Source organism: Porcipelethomonas sp. (genome assembly GCF_051893655.1).
Taxonomy (GTDB): domain Bacteria; phylum Bacillota; class Clostridia; order Oscillospirales; family Ruminococcaceae; genus Porcipelethomonas.
The window spans coordinates 1-19,596 of record NZ_JBJFHN010000122.1 but is presented as its reverse complement, the minus strand read 5'-3'; the positions used below and the strand labels follow the sequence as shown (position 1 = coordinate 19,596).

Here is a 19,596-nt window from a genome sequence, read left to right as displayed (position 1 = left end):
TTGTGCATTTTTTACAAAAATGTAAATTAAAAAGAAAATTTCAGATAAAAATTACAAATAAATTACAATACAATAAAAAAGGAGCTTTTGAAAAGATAAAAAAGCTCCTATATATTCCTTGATGATACATAAATATCAGTTTTGCATGCCTAATTTTCTTTTTACAAGACGAATATCAGTTCCTACAAATTCCAGCCCGGTATATACAGTAAAAAGTCTGGAACATATTCTTTCTCCATATTTTTCAAGCATTTCCTCATAGTTCATATTGGTACTGATAATAGTCGGCAATCCCCTGTTAAGTCTGGTATTAATAATGTTATAAATAGTAGATACATAGAACGACTTATCAAATTCAGTACCAAAATCATCAAGTATTAAAAGATCCGCAGACATTAAAACATTTAGCGTATCATTGCCCATCTGATCTCTTCCGAAATACTCTTTTTCAATCTGATGGAGATAATTAAGTGAAGAATCATATAAAACGTTATATCCCTTTTGCAGAACTTCATTTGCAATTGCCAGTGACAAGTGAGTTTTTCCAAGACCCGTCCTTCCGAACATTAAGATATTATCACTTTCCGTACTGAAATTATCTGCATATTTTTTGCAATATCGATAAATTTTCGTCATAATTTCCCGGTATTTTCTGGTAGTTTCCATATCATTGCCCTGATAATAATCAATATTAAACGTATCAAAGCTGCACAAATTTATCTGTGAATTTTTATTCATTTCTCTCGCAGTAATATTTGCTATGAGCTTTTTCAGGCATTCACATCTGTCGTGATTTATAAATCCTGTATCAAAGCATTTATCGCATGTGTATTTTATTTGCAGATAATCTTCCGGATAACCGTTTTCTTTAAGCAGTTTTTTTACAATACTCTGTGCCTGAGTATTTTTACGTTTCAGATCTTCAATTTTACCTGAAACATTCTCTCCGCTTTTAATTATGCCCATAATTTCCATACCAGTTTTTGCAAGCTGACTGTTTATTTCTCCTATTTCAGGAATTTTACGGTTAATCTCTTCAAAATGCATATTATTTTCAGCATTCCCCATATTGCGTCTATGATGTATTTCTTCAAGAGCAACATTCAAAATCATTTTATTTGTCATATCAGTCTCCGAAATTATTTACAAGTGATTTAATATCATTCAGATCAAAAGAATAATTTTTCTCTTCTGTTTTTGCCGGACTATTCTTTTTATTTCCATCAATCAGTTCCTTTGTAACCAGACCATTTTGATACCAGTTTTCAAGAATTTTATTTATATATGGGAAATTAAGCTTATCAATAGCTTCAATAGTTTTTTCATACGCATATTGTATCAGTTCAATGCTATAATTTTTAGCCTTCCATGAATCAATATATTCCTGCTGTTTTGAAGTCGGTTTACGGTTCATACCAAAAGCTTTCATTATTTTACTGTTAAAGCTTCCATACTCCTCAAGACGTTTTATTTCCTTCTGAGCAGCTTCAAGAGTATTGATTTCCCTTTCATTCCAGTCAGCCGCAATTGTTTCTATGTACTTTATATTACCTTTGTCAACAGATATGCAGTAAGCAGTAAGCATAAGAATAACGTCTGTACTCAGCCCCAGATAATCATGAATCCATATAAAAATTCTCTGTTCCGTATGATTAAGAGGTCTTCCGAATGATTCCTCAGCCATAAGAAAAAGGCACTTTATTTCCTCGGATTTTTCTACTCTTTCAGCAATTTCAGATGGATTCATATTAAAATTCTGTCTCCCGGCTGGTACGGATCTAGCTTTTTTAGGAGTTTCTTTTTCAGCAGGTTCAACTACCGGCAATGACTCCATTTCAGAATTATTTCTGGAAAATATGTTTGCATTTTCCCAGAATAAAAATGCTTCCTCAACCTGTTCCACTGAAATATTCAATGCAGAAGCAATTTTCTGCGCAGAATGTTCCTGTTCGTTATATCTTAGCATATAAAGCAATACTTTTATCGAGGCTTCATTTGCAAGCTTTATATAATTATCCACTATAGATTTTGGTACAGCAAATACAGAGCCAAAGCAGCCTGTATTCAAAAAATATTCCATTTGAATTCTCCTGATTAAATTTTCTGTGCTTTTTTCAATTCTTCTTCAGCACTCTTAAGAATAAGCTCACTAGGATTTTCACCGCCCATAATACGGGCAATCTCCTTAGTTCTCCCCTTGAAATCCAGTTCTGTCACACTAGTCACTGTTTTATCACCAATTGTATTTTTTTCTATTAAAAGATGGTTATCCGCCATAACAGCAAGCTGAGATAAATGCGTAACACACAAAACCTGTCTGTTTTTGCTTATCTCCCGGATTTTAATACCAATTTTCTGAGCAGCTCTTCCGCTTACACCTGTATCAATCTCATCGAAAATCATTGTAGGAATAGAATCCTTATCGGCTATAACACTTTTCAATGCCAGCATTATTCTTGAAAGTTCTCCTCCGGAGGCAATTTTGGAAATCGGCTTTGGCTTTTCGCCCCTGTTTGCAGAAATCAGAAATTCTATGCTGTCCATACCGTTTATAGTAAGCTTTCCTGTATCATGTTTCACATCCAGAACCACATTGGGCATATCCAGAAACTTAAGCTCCTCTGTCACCTTTTTCACAAAAATTTCTGCTGTTTTTTTCCTGTGACTGGAAATTTTCTTTGCTTTATCTGTTACCTGATGTAAAAGTGCATTTTTTTCATCAGTAATTTTTTTCAGATCTTCATCTGAATATTCCATTTCCGAAAGTTCTTTCAGACTATCATTATACATTGTAAGAAGGTCAGAATATTCGCAATTATATTTTCGCTGCAAATTATTCAATGAATTATATTTTGAAATCACAAATTCAAATCTTTCCTGATCAATATCAAAGCTGTCAGCAACACCTGAAAGTTCGTTAGCAATATCCTGAAGGTCAATTTTTGCAGCAGTCAGGCGTTCGGACAGTACAGTAAGTTCTTCAGAATACTCACATATTCCTGAAAGCTCGTCCTCGCATTTGGAAATCATATCCATAGCATTTTCTTCATTGTCATCATTTAAAATGCAGTTAACAATCTGGAGAGATTTTATGATCCTGTCGATATTCTGAATCTGGCGGAATTCATTTTCAAGCTCCTGATATTCCTCCTGAGTAAGGTCTGCTTCCTTAAGATCTGCAATACGTGTTTTCAAAACAATAATCCGGTCACGCTTTTCTATTCTCAGCTTTTTTGCATTTTCAAGCTTTTTTGCCAAAGACTGCAATCTCTTAAAATCATTTCTGTAATCACTTATCATATCTTCTGTTTCACCAAAACTGTCCAGAACATTTATATGCCTTTCAGGTGCCAGAAGAATCTGATTATCATGCTGACCGTGAATTGTCACAAGCAGTTCTCCGATTTCCTTTAAAACTGATACAGAAGCAGTTCTGGAATTAATTCTGGCAACGCTTCCACCGTCAGAATTAATTTCACGGGTAACAGTAATTTCATCATTTTCATGAGAAATTCCCAGTTCATCAAGCTTTTGTATAATATCAGAATTAAGATTTGTAAACAAAGCAGTAATAACAGCTTTTTTACAGCCGCTTCTTACAATATCTCTTGTTACTCTCTGCCCCAGAACAGCATTGATTCCATTAATCAGGATAGACTTTCCGGCACCGGTTTCACCTGTAAAAACATTAAAATTATCCGAAAAAGGGATAACAGCTTTTTCAATAACCGCAAGGTTTTCAATATAAAGTTCTTTCAGCATATTTTACCCCCAAATCATTTCTTTAACTGTTTCCACTAAGCTGCATGCATCCTCTTCAGTTCTCATTACAGCAAAAATCGTATCATCACCGGCAATTGTCCCCACAATGCTGCTGTAGTTCATAGAATCAAGGGCCGCACATGCAGCCTGAGCCATTCCATTATGACATTTTATAACAACTGTATTGATAGCATAATCAATGCTTGTCACAGTATCAATGAAAATATTCTGTTTTGAGTTTCCGGCGGCAGGTTCTATGTATTTATACACTCCGTTGTCACCGGCTTTTTTTACAAGTCCCAGTTCTTTTATATCCCTGGAAACTGTTGCCTGTGTGACATTAAAACCATATTCAGAAAGCAGGCTTTGAAGCATTTCCTGTGTTTCTACATCATGTATTTTTATTATATCAAGAATTTTATACTGTCGTTTATTTTTCATAGCAATACTCTGAAATACTCAGAGCCTCCTTTCCGATTATTTTATAGGATGCATAAATTTATTATTTAGTGAATTATAAAAGAAATTTTCTGTCATACTTACAAGTTTGATTTTATGTTCTGATTTTGAAACCTCAACACTTGAACCGACAGATAATTTAATAGCCTCTCCGCCGTCCACACTGACGAAAATTTCCGGATTCCTCTGCAAAGAATTTTCAAATCTTATTTTTTTCTCCGGAGAAAAAATCATAGGTCTTGTAAATAGCGAATGAGGACAAATAAGCGTCATTTCAATGCATTCCATTTCCGGTTCAATAATCGGACCTCCGGCAGAAAGAGAATAGGCAGTAGAACCTGTAGGCGTACTGAATACAGCTCCATCGGCACGATAAGAGCCAATAATATTCCCGTCAGCATATATATTAAAATCACATATACTGGAATATATACCTGAAACTGATACATCATTTAATGCTATAAGCTCATAAATACTGCCGCCGCTGTCAATTTTTACATTCATCATCATTCTTTCGCTTATTTTATAATTTCCCGATTTAAGATCAGATATCCTGTCCAGCTGATCATACTCCAGAGCAGACATAAATCCCAGTCTTCCGGTATTAATGCCCAGAAGCTTTGTATCTGCGTCAATAATATGTTTAGCACATTTTAAAATCGTACCGTCACCGCCTATAGCAATGGCAAAGTCAGATTCTCCGGCAAATTCATCAAATAATCCATAATTAATAAATGTCTTGTCATTGAATTCACTTTTATAACTGTTATCAACATAGACTTCAATATCATTAATATTTAGTATATCGCAAAGCTTTCTGGCACAATCCAGAGCATTATTCTTCTGAAAATTCGGAAATATGGCCGCTTTCATGCTTTTCCTCCGGTTTTTAAATTTTCAAATGCATTTTTTACCGTCTTATTAACATTATAATCATCTTCTGATTTTCCCCTTACAAGAAGCATCAGATATTCGATATTACCCTTTCCGCCAGTCACTGGTGAAAAATCCAGATCCTCAATGCCGAATCCCAGACTGCGTGAAAATGCGGTAATATCGTTTAATACTTCAACATGGACATTCCTTGATTTTACAATTCCATTTTTACCGATTTTACTTTTTCCTGCCTCAAACTGAGGTTTAACCAGAACCGCCGCCTTTGCTCCCTCATTCAGAAACTCAAAAACTTTAGGCAAAATCAGCTTCAGGGAAATAAATGAAACATCCACGGAAATAAAGTCCATAGTTTCCCCGATACTCTCGCCTGAAACATTCCGGATATCGGTTTTTTCCATATTGCATACACGGCTGTCATTTTTAAGCTTTTGTGCAAGCTGATCAGAACCCACATCAACAGCAAAAACATATTCAGCACCGTTTTGAAGCATACAGTCAGTAAATCCGCCTGTAGAAGCTCCTATATCCATACAAGTCATACCGTCAAAACGCAGGTCATGCTTAATGATCATTTTTTCAAGCTTCAGACCGCCTCTTCCGACGTACTTTAAATCCTCGCCTGTAATATCAATAACATCATTATCTGTCACACTAAAAGCAGGCTTTGTACACACACAGGAATTTACAAGTATTCTCCCAGCAAGAACTGCTTCTTTGGCTCTTTGCCGGCTTTCAAATATTTTTCTGTTTGTAAGTTCAACATCAAGTCTCATTTTTATTATTACCCAAAAGTGATTTTACATATTGCTCCATGGAGTCACAGTCAAGCCCCAGACGTTCCAGAATACTTTTAACTGTTGCCTGTTTTACAAATCCCTCAATTCCACGTATATGGTATTCTCCGCTGAAACCGCAAAGCAAAAGATCGTTGCCGAAAAATTCAGCAATTGAACCGTTTACACTGCTTTCCTCAAAGAATATTATTTTTTTGTATTTCAAAGCCTTTTCAATTATCCTGCTTTCTATTGGAAAAATTTTAGTAAGCTTTAAAATGTCACAGCTTATATTCTCATTGTTAAGCAGTGTATATGCCTTATAAAGCTCATCGAAAATACGCCCGTATGAAATAAGGAGAATTTCTGAACCTTCATTTTCTGTCAGAGTAAATTCAGTATTGAGATTATCCTTATCAAAGCTTGAGCAGTCATTTCCTCTCGGATATCTGACACAGGCAAGTCCGCTGCAATTATATAATGCCTCATTAAGACAGACTTTAAGTTCTTCATAACATGAAGGAGAATATATTACAGTACCGGGTATTGAAGTAAGGAGAGGAACATCGAAAATTCCCTGATGCGTTTCGCCGTCCTCACCTACTATACCTGCACGGTCAATCCCCAAAACAACATGATTTTTTCCTATAGCCACATCATGTATAAGCTGATCCACAGCACGCTGTAAAAAGGAAGAATACACTGCAAATACCGGCAGTTTCCCCATTGATGCCAGTCCCGCACAGAAAGTAACGGCATGCTGCTCGGCAATTCCCACATCAAAAAATCTTTCTTTTATCTGACTTGAAAAATACTGCAGACCTGTTCCGTATTTCATTGCAGCAGTAACTGCACATATACGCTTATCGTTTAGTGCCAGCCGCAAAAGCTCACGTCCGAAAACAGTAGAATAGCAGTCATCAGATGATACTTCCGGATTACCTGTCATAATATCAAATTTTGAAATACCATGAAATTCTCCCGGATTTTTCTCAGCCGGCTGATATCCCTTTCCTTTTACTGTATTAACATGTACAACAACTGGCTTATGATAGCTTCTGGCAGTTTTGAGGACTTCCTCAAGCTCTTCCAGATTATGTCCGTCAACTGGTCCCAGATAAATGAATCCCAGATCTTCAAAAATAGTAGTATTTCTGCTCTGGCGGTAAACTGTATTTTTAACAGTATCCTTTGAGGTTTTAAGTACCTTTATCATAGGCTTTCCCAGAACAGGAGTTTTTGTAAGTACTCTTTCCACTGACTGCTTTGTTTTAAGATAGCCCTGTTTGTTTCGTATACTCAAAAGATATTTTGCCAGTGCTCCCACATTTTTTGAAATCGACATATCGTTATGATTTAAAATAACGATAAGATTAGTATCTGACTTTCCTGCATTGTTAAGACCTTCATATACCATTCCGCCTGTAAGAGCGCCATCGCCGGTAACAGCAACAACATGATTGTCTTTACCGTCCATTTTCATAGCCTGAGCCATTCCGTATGCCGCAGATATGGAAGTACTGCTGTGTCCGCTTATAAAAGCATCATGGGGGGACTCCTCAGGTTTGGTAAACCCTGAAATTCCGCCTTCTTTTCTCAGCGTATTAAAATTTTCAAGACGCCCGGTCAGCAGCTTGTGGGTATATGACTGATGCCCGACATCCCAGACAATCTTATCATCGGGAGAATCAAAAACCCTGTGTATTGCCATAGTAAGCTCAACTGCTCCCAGATTAGACGCCAGATGTCCTCCGTTTTTTGAAACAGTATCAATTAATATGTGCCTTATCTCTTTGCAAAGTTCCCTGCACTGATCATAATTAAGCTTTTTAAGATCCTCCGGCAGTTCAAGAGCATTAAGGACAACATTACTTGCTTCATCGATATTATTATTCATGATTATAGTACAGGGACAAACACACCGAATGCAATTCCAAGAATTGCCCCGCATATAACTTCCGGTAAGGTATGTCCCAAAAGCTCCTTTAATTCTTTTCCTGAAGTTTTATTATCCGATTTATCATCTAAAAGTCCCAGACTTTTAAACTCTTTTCTCATCATATTAATTTCACGTGCATGAAGCCCTGAATGATACCTGACATTCATAGCATCATACATAACTATAACTGACACTATGCACATAACACCGAATACTGCCGATGCCGGACCGCATATTCTTAATGTAACCGCAGAAGCGGCACAGACTGTTGCCGAGTGAGAACTTGGCATTCCGCCGGATCCGAAAATACGTTCTGAATTGAATTTCCTGTATTTTATCATATTCAGTATAACTTTAATAAGCTGTGCGGCAAACCACGCTGAAGCTCCTGCGGTCAGCACCGGATTATAAATTGTCATAGGCAGCATTCACATCCTTACACAAAAATTTATCAGTAATTTCTGTTCAGCATATATTCTGTCAGTTCCTTAATAAACTCATTGTTTTCAAATCTGTCAAGTATTTCCATAGCCTTTGATGTATATTTTTCAGCCTCTGCCCGTGCTTTATCAATACCATAAAGAGTTACAAATGTTGTCTTGTTTTCTTCTGCATCGCTTCCTACAGGTTTCCCAAGCAAAGCCTCGTTTCCGGTAACGTCAAGTATATCGTCAATTATCTGAAATGCCATTCCAATACACCGGGCATACTCTGCGGCATTACTGATTTTTTCACCATCAGCTCCGGCAGCAATGCATCCCATAACACAGGATGTTTTTATAAGACAGCCTGTTTTCAAAGAATACATCGTACGCAGATTATCTTCACTTACATTTTTTCGCTGCTCATTTTCAATATCAATAACCTGTCCGCCTATCATTCCCTCAGCACCGGATGAACAGGCAAGTTCAGAAATAAGCTTCACTTTTACAGAATCGGAAAGTTCATGAGAACCGGCAATAATTTCAAATGGTCTGATTGAAAGAGCGTCACCGGCAAGTACTGCAATGGCTTCTCCGAACTGTTTATGGCAAGACGGTTTTCCTCGTCTGAAATCATCGTCATCCATACATGGAAGATCGTCATGTATCAGCGAAAAGGTATGTATCATTTCAATTGCCGCAGCAGGAGCAATTGCAGTTTTATAGTCGCCTCCGCACATACGGCAGAATGCCAGAACCAGAACCGGTCTTAGTCTTTTTCCTCCTGCTTCAAGAGAGTAATCCATAGCCCCGGCAATATTTCTTTGAAGTCCGAGTTTTCCGGAAAGACTGTATTTTTTCAGTCCGGATTCAATAAATTCCACATATTCATTTAATGTTTTTTTCATATTATCGTTCATAAGAACTCTCCTAAAAAATTAATGCTCAGTAATTTTAAGCTTTGCCGAATCAAGCTCTTTTTTGCATTCTGCGGATATTTTCAGTCCCTTTTCATAAAGTTCCACAGACTTTTCCAGAGGCAGATTGCCGTTTTCAAGGCTTTCCACAATTTCGGCAAGCTGAGCCAGATTTTCTTCAAATGACATTTCAGTTTTCCTCCCCGGCAATAATTTGTGCCTTAACTGTTCCGTCCGACATTTTAATTTCCACCACGTTTCCGGTTTCAAGCTCGTTTACTTTGTTTACTATTTTATCATTTCTGTAAACCAGCGAATATCCCCTCATCAGAACCTTTACCGGACTCATAGCTTCCATTCGGGAAATACCGGAAATATATTTTTTCTCTTTTTCAGAAATAATTTTTTCATATGCAAGCTTAAGACGCTTTGAAAGCTCCTCAAACTTCTGAATATTGTTTTCAATTTTATGCTCCGGAGAAAATCTGAGCAGACGCTCTGTCAGTTTTTCCAGCGTAGTTTCAAAAGCATTTATCCTGCCTGATACCGCACTATCAAGCTTTTCGTCATAATACCTAAGATTGTTATAAAGCTGTTCTTTTGATACTGATACCATCTCCGCTGCCGCAGACGGCGTAGGTGCTCTGAGATCTGCTGCCATATCAGCTATAGTCACATCAGTTTCATGACCGACAGCAGAAATTACCGGTACACTGCTGTTATATACGGCATAAGCCACCTTTTCTGTATTAAAAGGTGTCAGATCCTCAAGGGAGCCTCCTCCTCTTGCCAGAATAATAACATCACAGTCAGCTCTTGCGGCATCTGTCAGACCATGGCTTATGGAATCAGCTGCTGTTTCACCCTGAACCAGTGCCGGAAATACTGCAAGCTCACCTATCGGATAACGCCTTGAAAGAACATTTATAATATCCTGCAGTGCTGCACCTGTCCCGGATGTAACAACACCAATTCTTGAAGGCATCTGAGGAATCTGTCTTTTTGCAGACTGGTCAAACAGCCCCTCTTTTCTCAGTTTTTCCTTAAGCTGTTCATTTGCAACATAAACAGAACCTGCACCGTCCGGAATAATATCCGTTACGTAAACCTGATAAACGCCGTCTCTTTCAAAAACAGAAACGCTTCCCATTGCGATTACATTCATACCATTTTGCGGCATGAACTTAACAGCTCCGGCATAACTTTTGAACATCACTGCCTTAATAGAGCTGTTTTCATCCTTAAGCGTAAAATAGAAATGTCCGGAACGGTGAGCAGTAAAATTTGAAATTTCTCCTCTTACCATTACTCCGCCTAGCTTTTTGTCTTCTTTGAGCTTAAAGGATATGTAGCGGTTTATTTGAGTTACAGATAAAATCAGCATTTTTCATGATTCCTTTTATATTTTTCAGCGGCTATAACTGCTGTTCCGGCAGCATTATCACAGGAAAATTCAGGTTCTGCAAAGTTTCCTCCGAATTCACGGGATATATTTTCAGCAATAATCTTGCAGGACATAACTCCGCCGGAATATATAAGCGGCAGATTTCCGTATTTTTTCAATACAGCAATTGTCATTTCCCTTATTGCAGCATAAACAGAAGATATACAGAAATTTGCAGTATTTTCCTTTGATTCTCCGGATTCATAAAGCTTTCTGCACTGATTTTCAATTCCGGAAAGACAACAGTCAATACCCTTTAAAGAAGCTTTGATTCTGTATGTTTTATCACTTCTCAGTGCAAGCTTTTCAAGCTCTTTTCCGCATGGAAAATCAAGTCCCATCATTACACCTGTTCTGTCAATAACCTGTCCGGCTTTCAGATCCAGCGAACCGCCTATATGCTCTGCTTTGATAATTTCCTCCGTGTCAGGAGTACAAAGAAGAACATCTGTAGTTCCTCCGCTGACATGAAATGCTATAAAGCTTTCATTAAAAAGCTCCGTTTTTCCGCATGAATACAGTGCGGCGGCAACATGTCCCAATTGATGAGCAGTATAATAGATATCGCATTTGCATACAGAAGCTATCAATTCACCGGCTGTTTTTCCCGGCAGAAAACATGGCATATATGACCCGTCAGCATTTCTGGGACGTGCCGACACTCCCACAGCTTTTAAATCCTCAATACCATTAAGCATGTCCGAAAGTACACCGGACAGCTGACTCACATGATGAAATACAGCATCACTCTGACGCAGTCCGCATTCTCCCGGCTTTACCGGCAAAAGCTTATTTTTCTGAATAATTTTATTGTTTTCATCGTTGAAAACTGCCGCTGATGTTGTATAATTACTGGTATCAATCCCCAGAAATTCAGGCATTTGCAGTTGTCTCCTCCATAGGAAGTGATTTAGCCAAAGAGCTTAACACTCCGTTTACAAAACTTGTATCTTCCTTATACGAATATTTCTGAGAAAGAAGAACCGCTTCACTTATTGCTGCATTTACAGGTGTCAGATCATCATATAAAATTTCATATATTGCAATACGCAATATTGCAACATTTATTCTGGAAATTCTGGCTATACCTCTGGTTTTACTGAACGAACCGATTTTTTCATCAATCTCTCCGGACTTTTCAATAACTCCCTCAACAAGTTTTTTCACCTCGTCGTTTACAGAAATTTCATCTGTTTCCTTTGCTTCTTCATACAATACTTCAACAGGGTCATCCCTCAGAAGATATTCAAAAATCAGTTTGAATGCATTATCTCTTATTTCTCTTCTTGTCATATAAGGCCTCCGTTTTTACAGTCCGCTTCAGGGCAAGCTTCCCGAAAAATCAATATCAGCAGAACAGACGGAAAACTTAAATTTCCGTCAGACTGCACTTTTCATATATACATTATACCACAAATTTCAGAATAAACAACTCCTTATTTTTATAATTAATATATTTTACTTTATTTTACCTCAAAAACTCTTATATTTTCTGCCGGAATGGTAACTTCCCCCAGTATAATATCTTTGATTGCGGCTGCCTGTGCTTTGTCAAGTCCTTCTGTTTTTACTACTACCTTTGCACTTTCACCGTCAAGATAAACCACACAGTCTTCTATTCCCTGAGCCTTAATAAGAGACTCTATATTACCTTCGCTTTCAATGAGTTTTGAAACCTCAACTGCTTCAAGAGCATTGGTTACCATTTCATCCTCTGTTATATCTCCTCCGCCCATAATTGACTGTAAAGTCTGGACAGCCTCATCTCTGTTTGTCATTTTTTCAAGTCTTGCCTGTGCAAAATAATCTTCTGAGGATTCTCCGTTTACAAATTCGCTTTCTCCATAATTTTCAGCTGCTGCATCTTCTGAATCCTCAGGTTCAGAGTCTGTACCCGATGCCGATTCAGAGGATGAAATATCCGCATTTACTGAAACCGTTTTCTTTTCCTTGATATCATTATCAGTAAGTGCATAATTAACATAAACTGCTATTCCAAGCATAAGCGTCATACATGTTAAGATAATCTGTTTTTTTCCGATAATAAATGATGGCTTTTTCATATTGAATTTCTCCTTATTCATTAGATTTTGTCACAAATATTCTTTGTGAAGGTATATTAAAAGCGGCTGATACGGCGTTATATACTCTTTCCTTTACAATATTGCTGTCCCCTCCTTCACATATAATTACAACACCGCTTATTTCAGGACTTACTATTTTTTTCAGCAGTGCCTGCTTTTCGCCGCCGGAACCTATAATCACATACTGACTTTCTTCAGAAGAATTTTTTTCACCTTTCTGGGTTTTACCCTCCTGGGCATATACATATTCTTCAGTAGCACCCACAGTAATCATAATTTCTGCTTTTCCGACTCCATCTATCTTCTCAAGAATTTTTTTCAGCTGGGCTTCCATTTCCTGAGCATAATTTTCATATGCCCCTGAGTCAGTTTCAATATTCTTTATATTCTCTCCGCTTTCTTTTTCAGAACCGGAAAATATTTCAGAAAACATTATCAGAAGCATTCCTGCAAGTCCCAGAATAATAATAAGTTTAATACCTGCACCGCTTTTAAGCTTTGCTAAAAATTCATTTATTTTATTCAATCCTGTTCACCTCCGAGGCGTCAATATTTTCACAAATAATACTGCGGGCTTGTTCAAATTCCTCTCCCTTATAACCGATTCTATTAATACTTATGCTGTTATCTTCATTAATATTAATTTCTGAGGAAATTTTTTCAAAACCTATGCCGTTTTCTTCAAGCAGATTTTCAATATACTCATTAATTCTTTTTTCTGTTTCATCCTTTACTGCCTGATCAGCGGTATCATCAAGATTATTATAACTGTCATAATCTTCAACCTCTGCAAATGCCGGTATTTCAAAGTCAAAATCACAGCTTAGTGCCACTGATACAATACCAGTAACAAAAACCAGTGAAAAAATCATTTCAAGCTGACGGCTGAATTTTTCACCGGGCTGTATTGAATCTGCAATAGTTATTACAATGCTTAAAAAACATGCACAAAGAATTATTTTTTTCATAAATTCCATATCATATAACCTCTGTTTTCATATATTTGTACATACAGTCATAATGATTGCCGTAGAAATAATAAACATAAGTGTAAAGCAAACAACAATACCGATGGCTGTGGACAAAACAGAATTAATATTTTTAAAAAGCTGCATAAGCTTTTTTGTACCGAAAACCTCGGCAGCTGCTCCCAGAACAGAAAAAGATATTTTATAAAGAAACAGCAGTATAAGAGACGGCAGAAGCATAACCACAAGAGCTGTAATACCCACTCCGCCTATGCCGTTTTTCAGAAGAACAAGACTTCCCCTCACTGTCGTATATGCGTCTGATGCAGCCCCTCCGACTACCGGAACACTGTTTGAAATAACATATTTTGCCGCTTTTACAGAGAGAGTATCTGCCGATGAACCCACAATACTCTGTATTGAAAGCAGTCCTGTAAAAATAGTCATTATAAATCCCAAACCCCAGGTGACTATCTTTTTTATTCCGTTAAGTATTCCATCCAGTGAAACAGCATCACAGGCAGCGTCTACTATTGCCAGACTGATACACATACTCAGAACAGGCATGAAAAAGTTTCCGGCAATCTGTATTGCAACATCTGAAAATCCCAGTACCAGCAGATTATATCCGGAAGCAGATGTAATATGCCCTCCGGCAGCGGCAACTCCGGCAAACACCGGAACAAATCCCATCATAAATTCTGCACCTTGTTCAAGGGCTGTTGAAGCAATTTCCATACAACTGCAGACAGGAACAGACAATACAGCAACACAGACAAGTACGCATATCAGTTCGTAAATTCTCGCAATTCCCTTGTTTTTTATAGTACCTGAAGTTCCGTCTATAAGGGCTGTAAGTATAATTACAATAAAAAGAGAAGCAAAGAGTTTCAGCGGCTGAGTGATTTTATTTTCAGCTATTTCTTTAATTATGTTCCATATTTTCGACGGATTCAAATTCAGAATACTTTCAGGATCTTCAAAGCTTATACCGTTTTCTTCAAGAATTTCTCCTGCTGATAATCCTGAAGCACCGCTGGCTTCATAAAGCTCGTCCGTCTGAAATTCATCAGCACACACAGGCATACTAAAACTTAAAAACATTATCAGAATCAATATAATCTTTTTCATTCCATAATCACCATTATAACGTCTATAAGCTGTTCAAACAGCGGAAGTGCCAGAACAATAAGCTGTATTTTCCCAAGAATTTCAACCGCGGACGCAATTGCCGTTTCATTGCAGTCCCGGCATATATCTGCGGAAAACTGTGTAATATAGCATATTCCCAGTGCCTTGAACAGAATTGTTATGTATTCACTGTCAATCTGCAAACGACCGGTAAGTTCGTCAAGCTTAGCAGCAATATCGGGAATTCCTGAAAGAACAGCCATAAATATAAATGTACATACTGCGATAACAAGCAGTACTGCCTGTTCCTTTGAATATTTTTCTGTTATTTTACATATAAGTGAAGCACAGATGCAAAGTCCGCAGATTGAAACTATTCCCGTTACCATAATCCGAATACCGATTTTACAGTATCAAATAATTCACTGATACTGCTTATGATCATCATCAGAACTACAATCAGTCCGGCAAGAGTTGTCATCATAGCCTGTTCTTCCCTTTCTGCCCTCTTAAGTACCAGATTGAGAACTGCTACAATAATACCGATACCGGCAATTTTAAAAATCAGATCCACATCCATTTGTTACTCTCCTATATAATTAAAATTCCCATCATTGCTCCGAACATAACTCCGAGAGAACGGTACATTTTCCCCTTTACTTTATATTTTTCGGTTTCCGATTCAATCATTTCATCAAGTCTGTTCTTATAAATATTAAGTGTTGAAAGCTGACCTTCCGTATCAGTAGATCCAAGCGTACAGCCAAGCTCAGACAGCAGTTTTTTTTCTTCCGGAGTAAGAGTTTTGTCTTCTGAAACAGAAATCTCCCAGGCTTTTGGAAAACTGCATTTTTCATTTAAACGAATGTTGAGATTACTTAAAAATCCCAGATCACGGTATATATCTATACTATTAAGTTCAGCGGCAATTTCTTTAAGAGTCATTGAATTAAAGCGTATCAGAACAGAAATTTCCTCAAGCATTTTCCGTTCTTTTACCATTCTTTCTCTGGTATTTTTTATTTTGTCCGACATAAGAATTCCTGTGCCGGAAGACGCTGCAAAAATAAACAGTATACCTATTAATCGTATCATAATTATAATTCCTTATATAATTTTTCTGACTGTTAAAATTTCTCCCAGATGCTTTCCGGAACCTAACAGTACATAATACTGAAAAATTCCGGTTTTAATAAGCTCCTGCATGTATCTGCCGGAAGATATTTCTTCAAAGGAGCTTCCATGAACAGATGCAATAAATTTAACTCCGGAATTTACAGCTCCTGCAATTGCCTTACAGTCATCGCTTCCTCCGATTTCGTCACACACAATAATATCAGGAGACATGACCCTTACAGCTGACGTAATTCCGATTCCCTTAGGGTATCCGTCAAATATGTCCGTCATAGGTCCTATGTCATTCTGAGGCTGTCCGTGATATACTGCACCAATTTCACTGCGCTCATCTATAACAGATATTCTGTATTTCTCTCCTAAAATTCTGCACATATCTTTCAAAACTGTTGTTTTTCCACTCAAAGGAGGACCTATTATCAAAAGTCCGGAAGGCCTGTCCTTAAACAGCTTCAGGCATATCTGCTCACCGCATCCCCTAACCTGTCCGGCAATTCTGAAATTCAGACCGCTTATATATTTCAATGTTTCAATGCCGCCCATACCCGTTACAGCAGTTCCGCATATTCCCACACGGTTGCCGCCCTCAATTGTAATAAAACCTTCTGAAATCTGTCTGAGATAGCTATGAACCGAATAATCGCAGACCGCTTTGAAACATTCATTGATATCTGAATACCCAGCAGTAATTCCAAGTCCTTTGTGTTCGGTCAGACTGCCGCTTTCAGTGACAAAATAATTTTGCCCGAAAGATGAAACGCTCACCGGACGGTTAACTCTAAGCCTTATTTCATTAATGCCCCCTATATTTTCAGCGGAGATCCTGCTTAATACTCCGGATATCCGTTCCGGAAAATATGAAATAATTTTTTTGTAGTTTTTTATGTCTGCCATGCTTGTCACTTCCTTTTTTGATGTTGTTATAATCCTATGCACCTGAGCTGACTTTTAGAACATCACAATTTTTGCTCCTGATTATTGTAATTTATAAGTGAATGTGTTATAATTTAAAAGTAATGCCTGTGAATGCGACCTGTCAGGCGCATAGCACTTAAAGCATAAAAAATGCCCTTATCAGGGCAGAATGGAGATTATTTATGAAAAAAACGGTTGCAACAATTCTGAAGCAGAAGTCTTCCCATGACCGCATCACTATGTTGACTGCCTATGATTACTCAACAGCCAGACTGATTGATGAATCAGGTATTGATATGATACTGGTGGGAGATTCTCTCGGAATGGTAGTTCTCGGATACGAGGACACGCTTTCTGTCACTATGGAGGATATGATCCATCATACAGCTGCTGTGGCAAGAGGTGCAAAAAATGCTTTTGTAGTTTCTGATATGCCTTTCATGTCCTATCAGACTTCGGTATATGACGCTGTTGTAAATGCCGGAAGACTTATGAAGGAAGGACGTGCTAACGCAGTAAAGCTCGAAGGCGGAACGGAGTTTTCCGAACACATAAAAGCTATTGTAAATGCTTCTATTCCTGTTGTGGGACATATCGGAATGACACCTCAGTCAGTTAATAAATTCGGAGGATTTACAGTCCAGGGACGTGACAAGGAAACGGCAGAAAAAATTATTAAAGACGCTAAAGCTGTTGAACAGGCTGGAGCATTCGCAGTTGTTATGGAATGCGTACCTGACAAGCTTGCCGCTTATATCACAGAAATTCTGAGTATTCCCGTTATTGGAATCGGCGCCGGTGCAGAATGCGACGGGCAAGTGCTTGTATATCAGGATATGCTTGGAATGTATTCTGATTTTACACCTAAATTTGTAAAAAAATACGCTGAAATCGGAAACAGTATGAAAGAAGCTTTCAGCAAATATATAGAAGAAGTGAAATCCGGTAAATTCCCGGATAAAAAGCATACCTTCACTTTAAAAGAAGATATTGACTTTGAAAAGCTTAATAATGAAAAGTGAGGTATAAAAATTATGAAATTTGTAAAAACAATCAGTGAAGTAAGAGAAATTATTGCCGGATGGAAAAAGGACGGTTTTTCCATTGGTCTGGTACCCACAATGGGTTATCTCCATGAAGGTCATCAGAGCCTTATCAGGGCAGCAAGAGAAAATGACAAGGTGGTTGTAAGCATTTTTGTAAATCCTATCCAGTTCTGTCCGGGAGAAGATTTTGAAGCTTATCCCAGAGATATTGAAAGAGATATGAAAAAATGCGAGGAAGCCGGTGCAGATCTGATTTTTGCTCCGGATGCCTGTGAAATGTATGCTGATGATTTCAGTACTTTTGTAGACATGACAGGTCCTACAGAAGAACTTTGCGGGAAAAGCCGTCCGGGACACTTCCGAGGTGTATGCACAGTAGTGTCAAAGCTCTTTAATATTGTTTCACCGGATAAAGCATATTTCGGTCAGAAGGACGCTCAGCAGCTGGCAGTTATCCGCAGAATGGTCAGAGACCTGAATATTAATGTTCAGATAGTCGGCTGTCCTATTATCCGTGAAGCTGACGGTCTTGCAAAAAGCTCACGGAACACTTATTTAAGTGCAGAAGAAAGACAGGCAGCTCTTGTAATAAACCGCAGTCTTGCAGAAGGCAGAAAAATGCTGGAAAACGGCGAAAAGGATCTGAAAAAAGTTTCACAGAAAATTATTTCAGTAATTAAACAGGAACCTATGGCTAAAATTGATTATGTCAAAACAGTTGATGCTGATACCATAATCCCCACAGACAAGGCAGAGGGAAACATTCTTGTTGCCGCCGCTGTTTATATAGGAAAAACAAGACTTATTGACAACTTTATTTTCGGGGAGGCTTAAAGCTACCATGACTGTTACAATGCTTAAAAGCAAAATTCACCGTGCTTCGGTAACAGAAGCAAATTTAAATTATGTAGGCAGTATTACAATAGATTCTGCACTTATGAAAGCTTCCGGAATAATGGAATATGAAAAGGTTCAGGTTGTCAATATTAATAATGGCAGCAGATTTGAAACCTATGTCATAAGGGGCGATGAAAACTCCGGAGTGATTTGCTTGAACGGTGCAGCGGCAAGATGCGCTCAGCCCGGAGATAAGGTTATCATAATGGCATATGCTCAAATGACTCTGGAGGAAGCTGAAAATCATAAACCACAGGTAATTATAACTGATGAAAATAATCACTGCACAGATATTTCACAATGTGAAAAACACGGAACTATTTTCTAAAGCTGATTTTGCAGACAGGGAGGAATCATAATGCTCAAAGGAAAATCAGTACTGTTGGGAATTACAGGAGGAATAGCTGCATATAAAATGGCAGGCGTATGCAGCAGGCTTGTAAAGCTGCATGCCGATACTGATGTCATGATGACTGCAAACGCATGTAACTTTATTGCTCCGCTGACATTTGAATCTCTTACATCAAGTAAATGTATGGTGGATACATTTGACAGGAACTTCCAGTTTGATATAAAACATATATCCGCTGCACAAAAAGCAGATGTACTGCTTATTGCTCCGGCTACTGCAAACGTCATTGGCAAGCTTGCAAACGGCATTGCAGACGATATGCTGACAACTACTGCTCTTGCATGCAGATGTGATAAGATAATTGCTCCGGCAATGAATACTAATATGTATATTAATCCTGTTGTTCAGGATAATATAGAAAAACTTAAAAAATACGGATGGACTGTTATTCCTCCT

Annotated in this window: 25 protein-coding genes; 4 read left to right on the top strand and 21 right to left on the bottom strand. The window is 37.9% G+C overall.

From position 1 onward, the window contains the following. Window positions 1-135: 135 nt before the first annotated feature. From ACI4WO_RS07200 to ACI4WO_RS07100, 21 genes are all read right to left on the bottom strand, one after another. Window positions 136-1,125, bottom strand: a complete 990-nt coding sequence (locus ACI4WO_RS07200) for an ATP-binding protein (protein ID WP_439806878.1) — start codon at window positions 1,123-1,125, stop codon at window positions 136-138. A 1-nt stretch (window position 1,126) separates the two neighbouring features. Beyond that, window positions 1,127-2,080 carry a DnaD domain protein gene (locus tag ACI4WO_RS07195; protein WP_439806877.1) on the bottom strand — a complete coding sequence of 318 codons (954 nt, stop codon included), beginning with the start codon at window positions 2,078-2,080 and terminating at the stop codon, window positions 1,127-1,129. A 14-nt stretch (window positions 2,081-2,094) separates the two neighbouring features. Further along, window positions 2,095-3,762: a DNA repair protein RecN gene (gene recN / locus ACI4WO_RS07190; RefSeq protein ID WP_439806876.1), complete on the bottom strand. Its 1,668-nt coding sequence runs from the start codon at window positions 3,760-3,762 to the stop codon at window positions 2,095-2,097. Window positions 3,763-3,765: 3 nt separating this feature from the next. Then, window positions 3,766-4,203, bottom strand: coding sequence for an arginine repressor (locus tag ACI4WO_RS07185; RefSeq protein WP_439806875.1), 438 nt, complete (start codon window positions 4,201-4,203; stop codon window positions 3,766-3,768). Between the two features lie 36 nt (window positions 4,204-4,239). Then, complete coding sequence (locus ACI4WO_RS07180; protein WP_439806874.1) at window positions 4,240-5,094, bottom strand: NAD(+)/NADH kinase; 855 nt, start codon at window positions 5,092-5,094, stop codon at window positions 4,240-4,242. After that, window positions 5,091-5,891, bottom strand: a complete 801-nt coding sequence (locus ACI4WO_RS07175) for a TlyA family RNA methyltransferase (RefSeq protein WP_439806873.1) — start codon at window positions 5,889-5,891, stop codon at window positions 5,091-5,093. Before ACI4WO_RS07175 ends, ACI4WO_RS07180 begins: the two co-directional genes overlap by 4 nt. Further along, window positions 5,881-7,788 carry a 1-deoxy-D-xylulose-5-phosphate synthase gene (gene dxs, locus ACI4WO_RS07170; protein WP_439806872.1) on the bottom strand — a complete coding sequence of 636 codons (1,908 nt, stop codon included), beginning with the start codon at window positions 7,786-7,788 and terminating at the stop codon, window positions 5,881-5,883. The genes ACI4WO_RS07175 and dxs overlap by 11 nt, the downstream gene beginning before the upstream one ends. A gap of 2 nt (window positions 7,789-7,790) precedes the next feature. Then, window positions 7,791-8,249, bottom strand: coding sequence for a divergent PAP2 family protein (locus tag ACI4WO_RS07165; RefSeq protein ID WP_439806871.1), 459 nt, complete (start codon window positions 8,247-8,249; stop codon window positions 7,791-7,793). A gap of 32 nt (window positions 8,250-8,281) precedes the next feature. Continuing rightward, on the bottom strand, window positions 8,282-9,172 hold the full coding sequence (locus tag ACI4WO_RS07160) for a polyprenyl synthetase family protein (RefSeq protein WP_439806870.1): 891 nt from the start codon (window positions 9,170-9,172) through the stop codon (window positions 8,282-8,284). An 18-nt stretch (window positions 9,173-9,190) separates the two neighbouring features. Then, entirely contained in the window at window positions 9,191-9,358 is a 168-nt protein-coding gene (gene xseB, locus ACI4WO_RS07155) for an exodeoxyribonuclease VII small subunit (RefSeq protein WP_439806869.1), read from the bottom strand. 1 nt (window position 9,359) lies between these two features. Continuing rightward, window positions 9,360-10,553 carry an exodeoxyribonuclease VII large subunit gene (gene xseA, locus ACI4WO_RS07150; protein ID WP_439806868.1) on the bottom strand — a complete coding sequence of 398 codons (1,194 nt, stop codon included), beginning with the start codon at window positions 10,551-10,553 and terminating at the stop codon, window positions 9,360-9,362. Continuing rightward, window positions 10,547-11,494 carry a peptidase M22 gene (locus ACI4WO_RS07145; protein ID WP_439806867.1) on the bottom strand — a complete coding sequence of 316 codons (948 nt, stop codon included), beginning with the start codon at window positions 11,492-11,494 and terminating at the stop codon, window positions 10,547-10,549. Before ACI4WO_RS07145 ends, xseA begins: the two co-directional genes overlap by 7 nt. Next, on the bottom strand, window positions 11,487-11,906 hold the full coding sequence (nusB, locus tag ACI4WO_RS07140) for a transcription antitermination factor NusB (protein WP_439806866.1): 420 nt from the start codon (window positions 11,904-11,906) through the stop codon (window positions 11,487-11,489). Before nusB ends, ACI4WO_RS07145 begins: the two co-directional genes overlap by 8 nt. Before the next feature lie 170 nt (window positions 11,907-12,076). Next, a complete protein-coding gene (locus ACI4WO_RS07135; RefSeq protein ID WP_439806865.1) occupies window positions 12,077-12,676 on the bottom strand; it encodes a SpoIIIAH-like family protein in 600 nt (199 codons plus the stop codon). 13 nt (window positions 12,677-12,689) lie between these two features. Further along, the gene (locus ACI4WO_RS07130) at window positions 12,690-13,223 is read right to left on the bottom strand and encodes a hypothetical protein (protein WP_439806864.1); all 534 of its coding nucleotides are present in this window, start codon (window positions 13,221-13,223) and stop codon (window positions 12,690-12,692) included. Beyond that, on the bottom strand, window positions 13,216-13,674 hold the full coding sequence (locus tag ACI4WO_RS07125) for a hypothetical protein (protein WP_439806863.1): 459 nt from the start codon (window positions 13,672-13,674) through the stop codon (window positions 13,216-13,218). Before ACI4WO_RS07125 ends, ACI4WO_RS07130 begins: the two co-directional genes overlap by 8 nt. 18 nt (window positions 13,675-13,692) lie before the next feature. Then, window positions 13,693-14,796 (bottom strand): stage III sporulation protein AE, encoded by a 1,104-nt coding sequence (locus ACI4WO_RS07120; protein WP_439806862.1) that lies wholly within the window; start codon window positions 14,794-14,796, stop codon window positions 13,693-13,695. Next, a complete protein-coding gene (locus tag ACI4WO_RS07115) occupies window positions 14,793-15,185 on the bottom strand; it encodes a SpoIIIAC/SpoIIIAD family protein (RefSeq protein WP_439806861.1) in 393 nt (130 codons plus the stop codon). Before ACI4WO_RS07115 ends, ACI4WO_RS07120 begins: the two co-directional genes overlap by 4 nt. Next, entirely contained in the window at window positions 15,179-15,376 is a 198-nt protein-coding gene (gene spoIIIAC / locus ACI4WO_RS07110; RefSeq protein ID WP_439806860.1) for a stage III sporulation protein AC, read from the bottom strand. The genes ACI4WO_RS07115 and spoIIIAC overlap by 7 nt, the downstream gene beginning before the upstream one ends. Window positions 15,377-15,387: 11 nt before the next feature. After that, entirely contained in the window at window positions 15,388-15,891 is a 504-nt protein-coding gene (locus tag ACI4WO_RS07105; protein WP_439806859.1) for a stage III sporulation protein AB, read from the bottom strand. A gap of 12 nt (window positions 15,892-15,903) precedes the next feature. Next, window positions 15,904-16,824, bottom strand: coding sequence for a stage III sporulation protein AA (locus ACI4WO_RS07100; RefSeq protein ID WP_439806858.1), 921 nt, complete (start codon window positions 16,822-16,824; stop codon window positions 15,904-15,906). Between the two features lie 203 nt (window positions 16,825-17,027). On the opposite strand from ACI4WO_RS07100, the gene panB reads away from it, so the two are divergent. The 4 genes from panB to ACI4WO_RS07080 form a co-directional block, all read left to right on the top strand. Then, window positions 17,028-17,867 (top strand): 3-methyl-2-oxobutanoate hydroxymethyltransferase, encoded by an 840-nt coding sequence (gene panB / locus ACI4WO_RS07095; protein ID WP_439806857.1) that lies wholly within the window; start codon window positions 17,028-17,030, stop codon window positions 17,865-17,867. A 12-nt stretch (window positions 17,868-17,879) separates the two neighbouring features. Beyond that, complete coding sequence (panC, locus tag ACI4WO_RS07090; RefSeq protein WP_439806856.1) at window positions 17,880-18,725, top strand: pantoate--beta-alanine ligase; 846 nt, start codon at window positions 17,880-17,882, stop codon at window positions 18,723-18,725. Window positions 18,726-18,732: 7 nt separating this feature from the next. Further along, complete coding sequence (gene panD / locus ACI4WO_RS07085; RefSeq protein WP_439806855.1) at window positions 18,733-19,116, top strand: aspartate 1-decarboxylase; 384 nt, start codon at window positions 18,733-18,735, stop codon at window positions 19,114-19,116. 30 nt (window positions 19,117-19,146) lie between these two features. After that, window positions 19,147-19,596: flavoprotein (locus ACI4WO_RS07080; RefSeq protein ID WP_439806854.1), on the top strand; the 450-nt coding region annotated here is incomplete at its 3' end.

What these genes read in the sequence shown, in the direction of transcription:
- ACI4WO_RS07200 (WP_439806878.1), bottom strand. Translation starts at nt 1,125, where the DNA reads ATGACAAATAAAATGATTTTGAATGTTGCTCTTGAAGAAATACATCAT.
- ACI4WO_RS07195 (WP_439806877.1), bottom strand. Translation starts at nt 2,080, where the DNA reads ATGGAATATTTTTTGAATACAGGCTGCTTTGGCTCTGTATTTGCTGTA.
- recN (WP_439806876.1), bottom strand. Translation starts at nt 3,762, where the DNA reads ATGCTGAAAGAACTTTATATTGAAAACCTTGCGGTTATTGAAAAAGCT.
- ACI4WO_RS07185 (WP_439806875.1), bottom strand. Translation starts at nt 4,203, where the DNA reads ATGAAAAATAAACGACAGTATAAAATTCTTGATATAATAAAAATACAT.
- ACI4WO_RS07180 (WP_439806874.1), bottom strand. Translation starts at nt 5,094, where the DNA reads ATGAAAGCGGCCATATTTCCGAATTTTCAGAAGAATAATGCTCTGGAT.
- ACI4WO_RS07175 (WP_439806873.1), bottom strand. Translation starts at nt 5,891, where the DNA reads ATGAGACTTGATGTTGAACTTACAAACAGAAAAATATTTGAAAGCCGG.
- dxs (WP_439806872.1), bottom strand. Translation starts at nt 7,788, where the DNA reads ATGAATAATAATATCGATGAAGCAAGTAATGTTGTCCTTAATGCTCTT.
- ACI4WO_RS07165 (WP_439806871.1), bottom strand. Translation starts at nt 8,249, where the DNA reads ATGACAATTTATAATCCGGTGCTGACCGCAGGAGCTTCAGCGTGGTTT.
- ACI4WO_RS07160 (WP_439806870.1), bottom strand. Translation starts at nt 9,172, where the DNA reads ATGAACGATAATATGAAAAAAACATTAAATGAATATGTGGAATTTATT.
- xseB (WP_439806869.1), bottom strand. Translation starts at nt 9,358, where the DNA reads ATGTCATTTGAAGAAAATCTGGCTCAGCTTGCCGAAATTGTGGAAAGC.
- xseA (WP_439806868.1), bottom strand. Translation starts at nt 10,553, where the DNA reads ATGCTGATTTTATCTGTAACTCAAATAAACCGCTACATATCCTTTAAG.
- ACI4WO_RS07145 (WP_439806867.1), bottom strand. Translation starts at nt 11,494, where the DNA reads ATGCCTGAATTTCTGGGGATTGATACCAGTAATTATACAACATCAGCG.
- nusB (WP_439806866.1), bottom strand. Translation starts at nt 11,906, where the DNA reads ATGACAAGAAGAGAAATAAGAGATAATGCATTCAAACTGATTTTTGAA.
- ACI4WO_RS07135 (WP_439806865.1), bottom strand. Translation starts at nt 12,676, where the DNA reads ATGAAAAAGCCATCATTTATTATCGGAAAAAAACAGATTATCTTAACA.
- ACI4WO_RS07125 (WP_439806863.1), bottom strand. Translation starts at nt 13,674, where the DNA reads ATGGAATTTATGAAAAAAATAATTCTTTGTGCATGTTTTTTAAGCATT.
- ACI4WO_RS07120 (WP_439806862.1), bottom strand. Translation starts at nt 14,796, where the DNA reads ATGAAAAAGATTATATTGATTCTGATAATGTTTTTAAGTTTTAGTATG.
- ACI4WO_RS07115 (WP_439806861.1), bottom strand. Translation starts at nt 15,185, where the DNA reads ATGGTAACGGGAATAGTTTCAATCTGCGGACTTTGCATCTGTGCTTCA.
- spoIIIAC (WP_439806860.1), bottom strand. Translation starts at nt 15,376, where the DNA reads ATGGATGTGGATCTGATTTTTAAAATTGCCGGTATCGGTATTATTGTA.
- ACI4WO_RS07105 (WP_439806859.1), bottom strand. Translation starts at nt 15,891, where the DNA reads ATGATACGATTAATAGGTATACTGTTTATTTTTGCAGCGTCTTCCGGC.
- ACI4WO_RS07100 (WP_439806858.1), bottom strand. Translation starts at nt 16,824, where the DNA reads ATGGCAGACATAAAAAACTACAAAAAAATTATTTCATATTTTCCGGAA.
- panB (WP_439806857.1), top strand. Translation starts at nt 17,028, where the DNA reads ATGAAAAAAACGGTTGCAACAATTCTGAAGCAGAAGTCTTCCCATGAC.
- panC (WP_439806856.1), top strand. Translation starts at nt 17,880, where the DNA reads ATGAAATTTGTAAAAACAATCAGTGAAGTAAGAGAAATTATTGCCGGA.
- panD (WP_439806855.1), top strand. Translation starts at nt 18,733, where the DNA reads ATGACTGTTACAATGCTTAAAAGCAAAATTCACCGTGCTTCGGTAACA.